This window comes from Streptomyces sp. NPDC046860 (assembly GCF_040645115.1).
In the GTDB taxonomy this organism is placed as follows: domain Bacteria; phylum Actinomycetota; class Actinomycetes; order Streptomycetales; family Streptomycetaceae; genus Streptomyces.
The window spans coordinates 1-13,551 of record NZ_JBEYXQ010000010.1 but is presented as its reverse complement, the minus strand read 5'-3'; the positions used below and the strand labels follow the sequence as shown (position 1 = coordinate 13,551).

General features: G+C 72.3%; 13 protein-coding genes and 2 pseudogenes. 5 read left to right on the top strand and 10 right to left on the bottom strand.

Going from position 1 to position 13,551, the window contains the following annotated elements; all coding sequences use genetic code 11:
* Positions 1-3 precede the first annotated feature (3 nt).
* The gene (locus ABZ898_RS16415) at positions 4-765 is read right to left on the bottom strand and encodes an alpha/beta hydrolase (protein ID WP_361658456.1); all 762 of its coding nucleotides are present in this window, start codon (positions 763-765) and stop codon (positions 4-6) included.
* A gap of 466 nt (positions 766-1,231) precedes the next feature.
* Here ABZ898_RS16415 and ABZ898_RS16410 point away from each other — a divergent pair, with 466 nt between their 5' ends.
* Positions 1,232-1,585: an ATP-binding protein gene (locus ABZ898_RS16410; protein ID WP_361658453.1), complete on the top strand. Its 354-nt coding sequence runs from the start codon at positions 1,232-1,234 to the stop codon at positions 1,583-1,585.
* A gap of 102 nt (positions 1,586-1,687) precedes the next feature.
* On the opposite strand, the gene ABZ898_RS16405 is transcribed toward ABZ898_RS16410, so the two are convergent.
* The 5 genes and pseudogenes from ABZ898_RS16405 to afsQ1 all read right to left on the bottom strand — a co-directional run bounded on the left by ABZ898_RS16405 (position 1,688) and on the right by afsQ1 (position 5,711).
* Positions 1,688-1,891, bottom strand: a complete 204-nt coding sequence (locus tag ABZ898_RS16405; RefSeq protein WP_217461068.1) for a PspC domain-containing protein — start codon at positions 1,889-1,891, stop codon at positions 1,688-1,690.
* A 398-nt stretch (positions 1,892-2,289) separates the two neighbouring features.
* Positions 2,290-2,751: pseudogene (locus ABZ898_RS16400) on the bottom strand (VanZ family protein); the annotation flags it as partial.
* Between the two features lie 94 nt (positions 2,752-2,845).
* Positions 2,846-3,457 carry a hypothetical protein gene (locus ABZ898_RS16395; protein WP_361658450.1) on the bottom strand — a complete coding sequence of 204 codons (612 nt, stop codon included), beginning with the start codon at positions 3,455-3,457 and terminating at the stop codon, positions 2,846-2,848.
* Positions 3,454-5,037 (bottom strand): HAMP domain-containing sensor histidine kinase, encoded by a 1,584-nt coding sequence (locus tag ABZ898_RS16390; protein ID WP_361658447.1) that lies wholly within the window; start codon positions 5,035-5,037, stop codon positions 3,454-3,456. The genes ABZ898_RS16395 and ABZ898_RS16390 overlap by 4 nt, the downstream gene beginning before the upstream one ends.
* On the bottom strand, positions 5,034-5,711 hold the full coding sequence (afsQ1, locus tag ABZ898_RS16385; RefSeq protein WP_217461065.1) for a two-component system response regulator AfsQ1: 678 nt from the start codon (positions 5,709-5,711) through the stop codon (positions 5,034-5,036). The genes ABZ898_RS16390 and afsQ1 overlap by 4 nt, the downstream gene beginning before the upstream one ends.
* Before the next feature lie 260 nt (positions 5,712-5,971).
* Between afsQ1 and ABZ898_RS16380 the strand changes: the two genes are divergently transcribed.
* Entirely contained in the window at positions 5,972-6,751 is a 780-nt protein-coding gene (locus ABZ898_RS16380; RefSeq protein WP_361658445.1) for a SigE family RNA polymerase sigma factor, read from the top strand.
* A gap of 243 nt (positions 6,752-6,994) precedes the next feature.
* Here the strand turns inward: ABZ898_RS16380 and ABZ898_RS16375 are convergent, their stop codons facing one another.
* Positions 6,995-7,630 carry a uridine kinase gene (locus ABZ898_RS16375; RefSeq protein ID WP_361658442.1) on the bottom strand — a complete coding sequence of 212 codons (636 nt, stop codon included), beginning with the start codon at positions 7,628-7,630 and terminating at the stop codon, positions 6,995-6,997.
* 146 nt (positions 7,631-7,776) lie between these two features.
* Between ABZ898_RS16375 and ABZ898_RS16370 the strand changes: the two are divergent.
* Positions 7,777-8,716, top strand: a pseudogene (locus ABZ898_RS16370) (transposase).
* Between the two features lie 75 nt (positions 8,717-8,791).
* Entirely contained in the window at positions 8,792-9,214 is a 423-nt protein-coding gene (locus ABZ898_RS16365) for a hypothetical protein (protein ID WP_361658439.1), read from the top strand.
* 58 nt (positions 9,215-9,272) lie between these two features.
* Here the strand turns inward: ABZ898_RS16365 and ABZ898_RS16360 are convergent, their stop codons facing one another.
* From ABZ898_RS16360 to deoC, 3 genes are read right to left on the bottom strand one after another with little or no spacing between them, the layout of a single operon-like run.
* Entirely contained in the window at positions 9,273-10,157 is an 885-nt protein-coding gene (locus ABZ898_RS16360; protein WP_361658436.1) for an aldehyde dehydrogenase family protein, read from the bottom strand.
* On the bottom strand, positions 10,150-11,586 hold the full coding sequence (locus tag ABZ898_RS16355) for an aldehyde dehydrogenase family protein (protein ID WP_361658433.1): 1,437 nt from the start codon (positions 11,584-11,586) through the stop codon (positions 10,150-10,152). The genes ABZ898_RS16360 and ABZ898_RS16355 overlap by 8 nt, the downstream gene beginning before the upstream one ends.
* A 5-nt stretch (positions 11,587-11,591) precedes the next feature.
* Positions 11,592-12,551, bottom strand: a complete 960-nt coding sequence (gene deoC, locus ABZ898_RS16350) for a deoxyribose-phosphate aldolase (RefSeq protein WP_361658430.1) — start codon at positions 12,549-12,551, stop codon at positions 11,592-11,594.
* A 148-nt stretch (positions 12,552-12,699) separates the two neighbouring features.
* Between deoC and ABZ898_RS16345 the strand changes: the two genes are divergently transcribed.
* A complete protein-coding gene (locus tag ABZ898_RS16345) occupies positions 12,700-13,398 on the top strand; it encodes a PH domain-containing protein (protein ID WP_361658428.1) in 699 nt (232 codons plus the stop codon).
* Positions 13,399-13,551: the final 153 nt, after the last annotated feature.

The following is a 13,551-nucleotide window of genomic DNA, read 5'->3' as shown; positions in this document are numbered from 1 at the left end:
CGCCTACCTGCGCAGCGACTTGCCGAACCCCGACGCCAGCGGCATCCGCAGCCCTATCGGCGGCGGTGCCGCGAGCGCGTCCTCCACCGGGCGGGAGAGCGGGTTGCCGAACAGGGCGCCCAGGGTGAAGTCCACGGTCAGGGCGAGGACTTCGTCCCGGTGCTGGTGCAGTCCGTGGCCGTCGGAGTGGACCTCGAAGCGGCACACCTCCCGGTTCACCTTCTTCGCGCGGGCCGCCAGGCGGAACGACAGCTCCGGATCGCACCGTTCGTCGTTGGTGCCGTGCGCGATCAGTACCCGGCGCCCCACCAGCTGCTTGACCGGCTCGTCGGCCGCCGCGCCCTCCTCGGGAAGCCAGGGAGCGATGGCCACCACGGAGTTGACCGCCTCGTGCCCCCCGGCGCCCAGCGCGGCCCGGCCGCCCATGTCGAGCCCCACCAGGCACACCGGGACGTCGCCGTAGCGCCGCACCACCTCGTCCGCGGCCCAGGCGGCGTCCGAGGCGAGGTGGGCCTCGGTGCCGTTCCAGCCGCGGTAGCGGTAGTGGACCGGGTGGACGGCGAGTCCCTCGGCGCGGCCCGCGCGGGCCAGGCTGCGGGCCAGGGCGCGGACGAGGTTGCCCGGCAGGGGCGGGAACGGACGGCGGGTGGAGACCTCGTCCCCGCCGGGGAGCAGCAGCACCGCTCCGCTCACCGCGGTCGGCACGGGTCCGACCGCCTTCCCGAGCCTGGCCGTCCGGACCGGCGTCGTCGCTTGCTGTCCCATGGCAGAACACTGTCAGAAGGCGAGGTGTACGAAACCCTTCCCGGCGGTCACCGTTGCGTATCGACGCGCACGGGGTACGGATCGCGCCACTGTGTGAACGGCCGGAATTCGAGCGCCCCGCCGAGGGGTTCGACCGTGTACTCGATTCGCGGGCCCCGTGTGCGAAGTCAATGCGATGAGAACAAGGTTCATTCCTTTCGATGAACGGGCCAGGGCGGCAACGGACTTCACCCGCCCTCGAAGTGAAGAGTGGCCGCTCGAATGACTGTTCCCGAATACCGCTTCCACCAGCGCTTACAGGGAAACGGGATGGCTGTATTACTTATCGGGCGGCCGAAGAATACGTACACGGATTCACAGGTCGTCCGCATTTCGGTGATTGCGGCGGGCGGTCCGTGATGTTTACGGTCGTGGACCGCTCGGATCAGTACTGATCCATGTCTCCGCATTCAAGGACGCATTCACCATGAAGCAGTCTGCTGCCAAGACCCTCGGTGTCGCCGCCCTCGGTGCCGCTTTCGCCGCCGCCGGCGCGGGCGCGGCCGAAGCGGCCCCGGCCGTCCCCGACGCCCTCCCCGTCGTGGGTTCCGTCGCCCAGAAGCTGCCGGCCGCGAACGTCACCGAGGCGCTGCCCGGCGCCGCCGAGGCCGTCTCGCACGGGCAGGGTGTGGTCGGCGGCGGGCTGGCCACCGCGCGCCCCGCCGTGCAGAAGGTGCTCGCCCAGGGCCCGACCGCGCCCGTCGCCGGACTGCTCGGCGGTCTGCCGGTGCAGGGCCTGCCCACCCACGGCCTGGGGCTCAACGGCATCCCGCTCGGCTGACACCGCCCGCGCACACGGCACCGCCGAGGCCCCCGGCACCCTCCGGGACGGCCTCGGCGGTTCGCCGTCCGCCCGGCGTCAGGCCGGGCGGACGGTCCGTCGTCACCAGGCGGTGGCGCGGGCCTTGTCCTCGGAGGGCAGCAGTATCCACAGCGCTATGTAGAGCAGGAACTGCGGGCCGGGCAGCAGGCAGGACACCAGGAAGATCACCCGCATCGTCCCCGCCGAGGTGCCGAATCGCCGCGCCAGCGCGGCGCACACGCCGCCGATCATGCGGCCGTGGGTGGGGCGGGCAATGGCGGTCATGGCTGGCTCCTCCGTCGTCTTCGGCCCGGTGACGGGCCGCGTGCCGGGGCCGGCCGAGTGCCGCGCCCCCGTCTTTCGTCGTATGCCCAACGGTACGGAGACGAAGCGGGAGAAGCATCACTCTAAGGGGCGATACCGACCCTGGGAATCGTCGGGGTCCGCCCCTGAGACAGCTCCCCGCGCAGCACCCCCGACCCGCCGGACGCCCCGGAGCTCCGCGCCCCCGCGCCCCGGCCGGAACCCCGCGACTCCCCGGCCCGGTACCCCTCACAACCCCCGGCCACGCCTTGCGGGATGCCCCTGGGGACACCCCCGAACCCCCCACGCCCGCCGAACCCCCCGCGCCCGCCGAACCCCCCTCGGGTGCCGTGCCCCTCGCGCACCCCGGCCGCGCCGAGCCGGCGCCGCAGCCACGCCCGGCCCGCCGGCACGACCGCGAGGTGGGTCAGGAGGACACCGGCGGTGTTCAGCAGCAGCACGTCCACGTCGACCACGCGTCCCGGAACCCCCGTCTGCAGCAGGGCGATGCCGAGGGAGGTCAGGGCCCCGGCGGCGACCGTGCGCAGCAGGGAGGCCAGGGGGGAGACGGAGAGCCTGCCGTCGGCCATGGGGAGCAGGACGCCGAGCGGGGCCAGCAGGGCCAGCCCCTCGCCGACGCGCAGGCCCGCCTGCGGCCAGCCCAGCGCCAGATCGGCGCGCAGCCCGGCCAGCGGGCGCAGATTCACGGGCCGTACCCACGGCACGTCCAGCGGCCGCAGCGTCAGCCAGGCGACGAGCGCGAGATGCGCGACGAGGAGGATCGCCCCGGTCACTCGGATGCGGTTCGCGGTGTTGCCGCCGATGGAGCCTTGACGCTGCACGTCGACCAAGACGCGCCGCCGCGCGCGAACGGTTCCGCTTCCCCGCCCTCCGCCCGCGTGAGGCGTGCGCCACACCGGCGCCCGGCAGGGGGCTTCAGTGCGACGCGACGGCGGCGGACGGAGGTTGGACCCGCCCGGGGTGATCACGTACGTCCTCGGTGCACTCGTAGCGGCGCGGTGCGGCCGGAGCCGGACCGGCGAGGACCACCGAGCCGTCCCCCTCCGCCGCCGCCGAGTCGGAGAAGGTGCACACGACTTGGGCGAGCGCCAGGGAGCCGAGCCTCTCCGGGGCGGTGCTCAGCCGCAGCGCCTCCTCGGGCTCGTCGCGGCCCGGACCGGTGACGTCGAGGCCGCCCGGTACCCGGGTCTGGTAGCCGGCCGCCCGCTCCCCGGCGGACGGCGCCGAGGCGAGCTGGTCCAGCAGGCCCTGCGCGACCATGACCCGGCGCCGCGCGTCCGGGGTGCCCTCCGGCACCCGCACCGTACGGTCCACGGTCACCAGGGAGGCCCCGCACAGCAGGAAGACCTGCACCGCGACCCCCTCCGGGGATTGCGTGGCCCGCCCGGAACCGGCCGGTGAGCACGGCACCCGCGACGGAGCCCCGCCGAAGTCGGTCGGCACCTCGGTCGGCCGGATGCCGCACCCGGTGAGCAGCGCGCCCAGCAGCGGCAGCGCCAGCAGCCCGCGCACCGCCCGCCCGCTCACGGGGCCTCCCCGTGGCCGTCCCGGGCCGGTGTGCCGTCCTTCTCGTCGTCCCCGGGTTCCTCGGTGAGGCTGGAGGCGTCCAGCGGCAGCCGGAGCGTGAACACCGCGCCCCCCTCCTCGGAGTTGGCGGCCGTGATCTCGCCGCCGTGGATGTGGGCGTTCTCCAGCGCGATGGAGAGGCCGAGCCCGCTGCCCTCCGAGCGCGGCCGGGAGGCGCTGGCCTTGTAGAACCGGTCGAAGACGTGCGGCAGCACCTCTTCGGGGATGCCGGGGCCGTGGTCGCGCACCGCCACCAGCAGGTCGTCGCCGTCGATGCGGACCGAGACCCGCACCGGGGAGCCGCCGTGCTTGAGGGCGTTGCCGATCAGGTTGGCGAGGATGACGTCCAGGCGGCGCGGGTCCAGGCGGGCGTGGATGCCGCGCTCGGCGTCCAGCTCGACCGCGTCCAGCCACGCGCGGGCGTCGATGCAGGCGGTGATCTGGTCCGCGAGGTCCACGTCGTCCAGGACCAGACGGGCGGTGCCCGCGTCGAAGCGGGTGACCTCCATCAGGTTCTCGACCAGGTCGTTCAGGCGCCGGGTCTCGCTCACCACCAGGCGCACCGCGGGCTCGATCATCGGGTCGATGCCGCCGCCCTCGAACTCCAGCTCGTCCTCCAGCACCTCCGTCACGGCGGTGATGGCGGTGAGCGGGGTGCGCAGTTCGTGCGACATGTCGGCGACGAACCGGCGGGACGCCTCGTCCCGGGCGGCCATGTCCGCGACTCGCTTCTCCAGCGCCTCGGCCGCGTTGTTGAACGTCCGTGACAGGTCGGCGAGTTCGTCGGTGCCGGAGACCCGCAGCCGGGTGTCGAGCCGGCCCTCGCCGAGGCGCCGGGCGGCCACCCCGAGCCGGTGCACCGGCTTGAGCACGGTCGTCGCGGCGGCCTGCGCGAGCAGGGCAGAGCCGATCAGGGCGAGACCGGTGGCGATCCCCAGCGACCAGGCCAGGGAGTTGAGGTCCTTGGCCTCCGGCTCCAGCGACTTCGCCATGTAGCCCGTCGAGCCGCCGCCCACCACCCTGGTCCCGGCCACCAGGAACGGGGTGCCCCGGTCGGTGACCCGCTGCCAGTACAGGTGGTAGGGCGACTTGTTGGAGCCGGTCTCCTTCTGCCGCTTGTTCACCGCCGTCCGCAGCGAGGGCGGCACGTCCTTCAGCGAGAAGCCGCTCAGACCGCCCGAACCGCCGTACACCGTGCGGCCGTCGGGGTCGCGGGCGACCAGCAGCACGCTGAAGCGCTGGCTGCTGCCCGCCATCTGCCCGGCCGCGCGCTGGAGTTCGTCCTGCGTGGGACGCGCGGGCAGGGCGCCCGCGCGGTTCTGCATCTCCTGGCGGAAGTCGCGCAGCACCGCGTCCTGGGCGCGGGTGAGCACCGCCTCGCGGTTGAGCCAGTACGCGATGCCCGACGCGCTCACCGCGGCCGTCAGCGCGACCAGCCCGAAGACCAGCACCAGCCGCAGCCGCAGGCTGGTGAACCGCAGCCCGGCCAGCTTCCTCCCCCGTCCGGCCGTCCAGCGGCCGAATCCCCCGCGCTCGCTCACTGAGGGGCGTCCAGGCGGTAGCCGACACCGCGGACCGTGCGGATCAGGGTCGGGGAGGACGGCACGTCCTCGACCTTCGCCCGCAGCCGCTGCACGCACGCGTCCACCAGGCGCGAGTCGCCCAGGTAGTCGTGCTCCCAGACCAGCCGCAGCAACTGCTGCCGGGACAGCGCCTGACCCGGGCGGCGGCTCAGCTCCAGCAGCAGCCGCAGCTCGGTCGGGGTGAGCTGGAGGTCCTCGCCGTTCTTCGTCACGGTCATCGCGGACCGGTCGATCACCACGTTGCCGAAGGTCGCCGAGTCGCTGGACTCGCGCTCCCCGCGCCGCAGCACGGCCCGGATGCGGGCGTCCAGGACGCGGCCCTGCACCGGCTTGACCACGTAGTCGTCGGCGCCGGACTCCAGCCCGACCACCACGTCGATGTCGTCGTTGCGCGCGGTCAGCAGGATGATCGGCAACTGGTCGGTGCGCCGGATGCGGCGGCACACCTCGAACCCGTCGATGCCGGGCAGCATCACGTCGAGCACGATCAGGTCCGGGCGCTGCTCACGCAGCAGCTTCAGACCGTCCTCGCCGCTCGCGGCGGTGGCGACCCGGTGCCCCTGGCGCGTCAGGGACAGCTCAAGGGCCGTACGGATGGCGTCGTCGTCCTCGATCAGCAACAGGGAAGGCACGGGCTCATTCTGGCCCATGCACCGCCTGTCGTACGACCCGTGCCGCGCCCCGTCCGCCCGGCGCCGGACACCGGGTGACAAAGCGGCCCCTGCCACCTCCCGGCCCCCCGGCCCGGTCACGACCCGCCCCCGCCGGCCCCTGTGACAGGTCTGTGACAGTCGGCGGACACGGCCATGAAGGTCGATCGGCAAGCTTTTCTGCAGGCGGGAGAGCACACCGGCCACGCAGAGCACCGGAAGTCCACGACGGGGAGCGCGAGATGAACACGCCGCACGGCATGAGCACCAGCGCAGTGGTCACGCGTCTGCACGACACCTACCGGGGGACCGAGAATTCCGGGAAGTCCGGTGCCGGGACCACGCAGCCGCCCCGCGGCCGCGAGTCCCAGGGCGTACGGGGGTGTGCCCGCGGCACCGGGCGTCAGCACACCGGTTACATGTCGGTGGTCGACGCCCGCACGGGGGAGGGGCACGGGGGAAGCGCGTACAGGGGGGACCAGGGAGAGCGCCGTCCGCTGACGGAGGCGGAGTTCACCGCCTACGTCCAGGAGCGCCGGGCCTCCCTGTACGCGACGGCCTACCACCTGACCGGCGACCGCTTCGAGGCCGAGGACCTGCTGCAGAGCGCGCTGTTCTCGACCTACCGGGCGTGGGAGCGGATCAGCGACAAGGCCGCGGTCGGCGGTTACCTCCGCCGGACCATGACCAACCTGCACATCAGCGCGTGGCGCCGCCGCAAGCTGAACGAGTACCCGACCGAGGAGCTGCCGGAGACGCCGGCCGGCACGGACGCCATGCGCGGCACCGAACTGCGCGCCGTCCTGTGGCAGGCGCTCGCCCGGCTGCCCGAGCTCCAGCGCACCATGCTGGTGCTGCGGTACTACGAGGGCCGGACCGACCCGGAGATCGCCGACATACTCGGCATCAGCGTCGGCACGGTGAAGTCCAGCATCTGGCGCTCGCTGCGGCGCCTGCGCGAGGACGAGGTCCTGAGCTTCGGCCGGGACCACGAGGACGCCTTCGGCGAGCTGGTGGCCTGAAGGACGGGTCCGTCGGGGGACGGACCCACGGGGGAACGGGGGGAACGAGCCGTCACGGCTCGGCCCGAGGGGATACGGGCGATCGCGGGGGCTCACCGGGGGGAGGGTCCGCGCGAGAGCCCGTAAGGGGAGAACACGGGAGAACCACGGGGGAACGGGGGACACGGGGGAGTACCGGGAAGCGGGACCGGACGGCTGGGGGGCCGTGCGGTCCCGCTTCTCGTCGTACGCGCCGGTGACGCCTCACACCGCCGTCTGCTGCCGTTTCTGGCGGCCCGCGGCGGCCGCCGCCATCCGGCTCAGCGCCTCGTCCCGGCCGCACGGGTGCGCGCCCAGGGACACCTGACGGGTCACGATCGTGCGTTCCGCGCGCATCAGGCGCCAGCCCCGGCGCAGCAGGAACGGCACCGACTTGCGGCCCTCCCTGAGGTCCCGCAGGAAGCGGCGCCGGAAGGTGGTGGCCGGGCCCCTCGTCAGGCACAGCGCGTCCGCCAGCAGCCCGAGTTCGCGGCAGCGCCCGATGATCTCCGCCGCGAAGATGCCCTCGGCGATGTACAGCGGGGTGCGGCCGATGCGCAGGGTGTCCTCGCCGGTACGGGCGCTCAGCGAGATGTCGTACACCGGCACCGGTGTCGAACCGGACGCGCACAGCCGGGCTATCGCCGCGACCGCCACGTCCGCGTCCCAGGACAGCGGGTGGTCCCAGTCGATGTCCGAGCTTCCGTCCACCACCGGCAGGGTGGGGTCGTCGCCCTCCTTGTAGAAGTCGTCGAGGCGCAGCACGGGCAGCCCGGAGAGGGCGGCGACGAGTGACTTGCCCGAACCGGAGGGGCCGCTCAGCAGCACCACTCGGGCGGGGGACGGGGGATGGATGCTCACGGAACACCAGTTTGACGCATGGCGGCCGTCCTGCCGACCCCGCGGGTCGGCTTTGGGGCGCGCGTCACAAGCCGCCTCTCATGTGGTGGGGGCAGGAGACGGCGAACAACTGCCTGCCATCACTCGCCAAGCGCTAGTTTGACACCATGACGACACTGGCTGAGGCAGGTGCTGGGCACGCTCGGTACACCTACCGCCTACGTGTGTCGTCGACCGCTCGCACCGCATTGCTCGCCGAGTGGGATCGCTGCCGGTGGGTGTGGAACGAGTGCGTGGCCAAGTCTCGCGTCCCGCAGCAGCAGATCGTCCGGGACTTCGCCAAATCCCGCTCCAAGGCGCTGAAGGACATCGAGAAACGGCTGCCGATGCGGCAGCGCGCAGGAGTGCCGGGTCACAAGAAGAAGCGCGAGGCGCTGCCCACGTTGAACTACACCGGCCGGGGCTTCCGCCTGAAGGGCGGGCGCCTCTGCCTGGCAGGCGGCATCGTGCTGACCGTGGTGTGGTCCCGTGCACTCCCTGCGGCGCCCTCCTCGGTGCGCGTGTACCGCGACGCGCTCGGACACTGGTACGCCTCATTCGTCGTCGCCGCCCAGACACGGTCACTTCCCGCGACCGGCGCCGTCCTGGGCGTGGACTGGGGCGTGAAGGAGGTCGCTACAACCACCTCCGACGCTCAAGTGGGCCAAGCGCGTCGTGCGTGGCCACGACGCGATCGCTGTGGAGGACTTCAAGGCGAAGTTCCTCGCGAGAACCCCCATGGCCCGCAAAGCCGCTGACGCGGCGATCGGCACCGCCAAGAAGGCCCTGATCGAGATGGGGCGTAAACACGGACGGGACATCCGCCTCGTTCACCCCGCGCACACCACCATGGACTGCGCGTCGTGCGGAGCGAGAACCAAGCACGCACTTCCGCTGCCGGAACGTACCTACACCTGCACCGCGTGCGAAACGGTGTCCCCTCGGGACAAGAACTCCGCGCGCGTCATGCTGGTCCGGGCTGGTCTCAACCCGGCTGGTGCCGATCGTGTAAGAGCCATCGGACCGCTGGTCCGCGGCCGACGTGAGCCAGAGATCCCTGCCGTTTAGGCGGGGAGGACGTCAAATCTCAACTACCCTACGTGTCGACCGTATTACCCTGCGCACCAGAAGGCGGCACCAGTGATGGCCCGACACTCCGCACCCCGGTCTCCCCGTCAGCCCGCCGCACGGCGCGCCCTGATCGCCCTCGCGTCGGCCGGCGCGGCCCTGGCGGCGGGCGCGAGCACGGCCCACGCCGCGTCGGCCGCCCCGCTCGTGGACGTGCCGCCGCTGCGCTCCGCCGACGTCGGCGACATCAACGCCCGGTCCGGGGTGGACGCGCTGGCCACGTCGGTCGGCTACGCCACCGGCACCATCGCCGGCCTCAAGCCCAACCCGCTGGCCGGCACCGGCACCGACCCGCTGAACAACGGCATCGGCACCACCGTCGCCGACTTCAAGCCGCTCAACACGCTGGCGCTGACCGGCCCCATCGCCCAGGCCCCGTCCTTCGGGGCCGTCCCGGTCGTCGGCCAGGCGCTGGACCTGCTCACCCCCAAGGGCTGATCAGCACGGAGCCGCGCCGCCCCTTCGAGGTGAAGGGACGGCGCGGCTCCGGGTGCGCTCAGTACGAGGAACCCGACGCGCCCAGTGCCCCGGTGGGGTGCCAGACCGTCTTGGTCTCCAGGAACGCGGTCATCCGGTCGATGCCCGGCGTCGCGGTGTGGTCCACAGGCTGTGGACGGAGTACCCGCTTGAGGTTGTCCGCCGCCGCGATCTCCAGCTCCTTGGCCAGCTCCGGGTCCGCGCCCGCGAGGTCGATCGCGTTGACGTCCTGGTGCGCGGCGAGCGGCGCGGCCAGCTCGGCCGTGCTGCCCGACAGGATGTTGACGACACCGCCCGGCACGTCGGAGGTGGCGAGCACCTCGCCGAGGGACAGGGCGGGCAGCGGGGCCTTCGCGGAGGCGACGACGACCGCGGTGTTGCCGGTGGCGATCACCGGGGCGATCACCGAGACCAGACCCAGGAACGACGACTCCTGCGGGGCCAGCACGGCGACGACGCCGGTCGGCTCGGGCGAGGAGAGGTTGAAGTACGGGCCCGCGACCGGGTTGGCGCCGCCCACGACCTGGGCGATCTTGTCGGTCCAGCCCGCGTACCAGACCCAGCGGTCGATCGCGGCGTCCACGACCGCGGCCGCCTTCGCCTTGGACAGGCCCTCGGCCTCGGCGACCTCACGGACGAACTGGTCCTTGCGGCCCTCCAGCATCTCCGCGACGCGGTAGAGGACCTGACCCCGGTTGTAGGCGGTCGCGCCGGACCAGCCGCCGAACGCCTTGCGCGCGGCGACGACCGCGTCACGGGCGTCCTTGCGGCTCGACTGCGGAGCGTTGGCCAGCCAGTTGCCCTTGGAGTCCGTCACCTCGTACACCCGGCCGCTCTCGGAACGCGGGAACTTCCCGCCCACGTACAGCTTGTAGGTCTTGAAGACGCTCAAACGGTCAGACATCGAGGTACGCCTCCAGGCCGTGGCGACCGCCCTCGCGGCCGAAGCCCGACTCCTTGTAACCGCCGAAGGGCGAGGTCGGGTCGAACTTGTTGAACGTGTTGGACCAGATGACACCGGCGCGCAGCTTGCTCGCCACGGCCAGGATGCGGGAGCCCTTCTCGGTCCAGATGCCCGCCGAGAGGCCGTACTGCGTGTTGTTGGCCTTGGCGACGGCCTCGTCCGGGGTACGGAAGGAGAGCACCGACAGCACCGGGCCGAAGATCTCGTCGCGGGCGATGGTGTGCGCCTGGGTGACGTTGGTGAAGAGCGTCGGGGCGAACCAGTAGCCGGACGAGGGCAGTTCGCAGGCCGGGGACCAGCGCTCGGCGCCCTCCGCCTCGCCCTTGTCAGCGAGCGCGGTGATCCGGGCCAGCTGCTCGGCGGAGTTGATCGCGCCGATGTCGGTGTTCTTGTCCATCGGGTCGCCCAGGCGCAGCGTGGACAGGCGGCGCTTGAGCGCGTCCAGCAGCTCGTCCTGGACCGACTCCTGGACCAGCAGCCGCGAGCCCGCGCAGCAGACCTGGCCCTGGTTGAAGAAGATGCCGGTGACGATGCCCTCGACGGCCTGGTCGATGGGCGCGTCGTCGAAGACGATGTTGGCGCCCTTGCCGCCGAGTTCGAGGGTGACCTTCTTGTCGGTCCCCGCGACCTGGCGGGCGATCGCCTTGCCGACGGCGGTGGAGCCGGTGAAGGCCACCTTGTTCACGTCCGGGTGCGCCACCAGCGCGGCGCCCGCGTCGCCGTAGCCCGGAAGGATGTTGACGACACCCTTGGGCAGGCCGGCCTGGCGGCAGATGTCCGCGAAGAACAGGGCGGACAGCGGGGTGGTCTCGGCGGGCTTGAGGACGACCGTGTTGCCGGTCGCCAGCGCCGGGGCGATCTTCCACGCCAGCATCAGCAGCGGGAAGTTCCACGGGATGACCTGGCCGGCGACGCCGAGGGGGCGCGGCGAGGCGCCGAACCCGGCGTGGTCGAGCTTGTCGGCCCAGCCCGCGTAGTAGAAGAAGTGCGCGGCGACCAGGGGGAGGTCCGCGTCGCGGGTCTCCTTGATCGGCTTGCCGTTGTCCAGCGTCTCCAGGACGGCCAGCTCGCGGCTGCGCTCCTGGATGATCCGGGCGATGCGGAACAGGTACTTGGCGCGCTCGGAGCCGGGCAGCGCCGACCACTTCTCGAACGCCTTGCGGGCGGCCTTCACCGCGCGGTCCACGTCCGCCTCGCCGGCCTGCGCGACCTCGGAGAGCACCTCCTCGGTGGAGGGGGAGACGGTCTTGAAGACCTTGCCGTCGGCGGAGTCGGTGAACTCGCCGTCGATGAAGAGGCCGTAGGAGGGCGCGATGTCGACGACCGAGCGGGACTCCGGCGCCGGTGCGTACTCGAAGAGGGATGCCATGGTGATCAGTCCACCGTCACGTAGTCGGGGCCGGAGTAGCGGCCGGTGGCCAGCTTCTGACGCTGCATCAGCAGGTCGTTCAGCAGCGAGGAGGCGCCGAAGCGGAACCAGTGGTTGTCCAGCCAGTCCTCGCCCGCGGTCTCGTTGACCAGGACCAGGAACTTGACGGCGTCCTTGGTGGTGCGGATGCCGCCCGCGGGCTTCACGCCGACCTGGACGCCGGTCTGGGCACGGAAGTCGCGCACCGCCTCCAGCATCAGCAGGGTGTTGGCGGGGGTGGCGTTGACCGCGACCTTGCCGGTGGACGTCTTGATGAAGTCCGCGCCCGCCATCATGCCCAGCCAGCTCGCCCGGCGGATGTTGTCGTACGTCGACAGCTCGCCGGTCTCGAAGATGACCTTCAGCCGGGCGCTCGTCCCGCAGGCCTCCTTCACGGCGGTGATCTCGTCGTACACCTTGAGGTAGTCGCCCGCGAGGAACGCGCCCCGGTCGATGACCATGTCGATCTCGTCGGCACCCGCCGCGACGGCGTCGCGCACGTCGGCCAGCTTCACGCCGAGCGCGGCGCGGCCGGCCGGGAAGGCGGTGGCCACCGAGGCGACCTTGACGCCCGAACCGGCGACGGCCTCCTTGGCGACGGCCACCATGTCGGGATAGACGCAGACGGCGGCGGTGGTGGGGGCCGTACGGTCCGTCGGGTCCGGGTGGACCGCCTTGGCGCCGAGCGCCCGGACCTTGCCGGGGGTGTCCGCGCCCTCCAGCGTGGTCAGGTCGACCATCGAGATGGCGAGGTCGATGGCGTACGCCTTCGCGGTGGTCTTGATGGAACGGGTGCCGAGGGACGCGGCACGCGCCTCCAGGCCGACCGCGTCGACGCCGGGCAGCCCGTGGAGAAAGCGGCGCAGCGTGCTGTCGGACGCCGTGACGTCGGCGAAAGCCTGTGCGGGGGATGCAGTGGTGGGCATGGTCACCAGACGAGCATATCTACGCGCGTAGCGGCTGTATAGCCCCGGGGGCGGGGTTGTGCGGGGTCACACCGCCGCAGGTCACGGATGCGTTCCTCTCTTGGGCCAGGTGGTGATGGGCGCGTCCCGTTCGTGCAGAATCGGGGCCATGACGACCCCGGACCACCAGTCACCCGCGTCGCGGCCCGTGGTGCCCGCCGCCAGGGACCGGATCTACCGCTCGCCCATGGGAATCGTGGGCGGGGTGCTCGTGCTGGCCCTCGTCGTCTGGCTCGGCTGCGACGCGCTGTTCCGCGGCACCGGGCGGGTGCCGTGGCTGGCGCTGGCCGTGATGATCCTGATCGTGCCGCTGGTGACGGCCTTCACCCTGCGCCCCGCGGTCTTCGCGGGCGAGGAGCGCCTGCGGGTCCGCAACCCCTTCCGCGTGATCGTGCTGCCCTGGAGCCGGGTCGGCTCCCTGCGTTCGGGCTACTCCAACGAGGCGCTTGCCGACTCCGGGACCAAGTACCAGCTCTGGGCGATCCCCGTCTCGCTGCGCGCCCGCAAGCGCGCGGCCAACAAGCGGGCCCGCGCCGCGGCGCAGGCGGCCCGCGGCGCCCAGGACCGCAACCGCTTCGGCGGGGTCTTCGGCAGCGGGGGCGCGGGCGCCTTCGGCGCGGCCGAGGCGGCGGACGCGCCCGCTCGCGCGGAGACCGACAAGGTCATGGACGACCTCCGCGACCTCCACGAGCGCCACGGCGAGGCCGAGCACGCCCAGGGCGAGATCACGGTCCGCTGGGCCTACGAGATCCTGGTCCCGGCGCTGGCGGGGGCCGTGCTGCTGGCGGTTCTGCTGATCACGGGCTGAACACCGCGACGGGCTCAACACTGCAACGGGCTCAACACCCGAACTGGCCGAACACCGGAACGGGCTGAACACCGCGACGGGCCGGCGGCGGACGGATCCGTGATCAGCAGAACCGCCAGCAGCACGGCCCCCGCCAGCGCCGGGACCAGGATC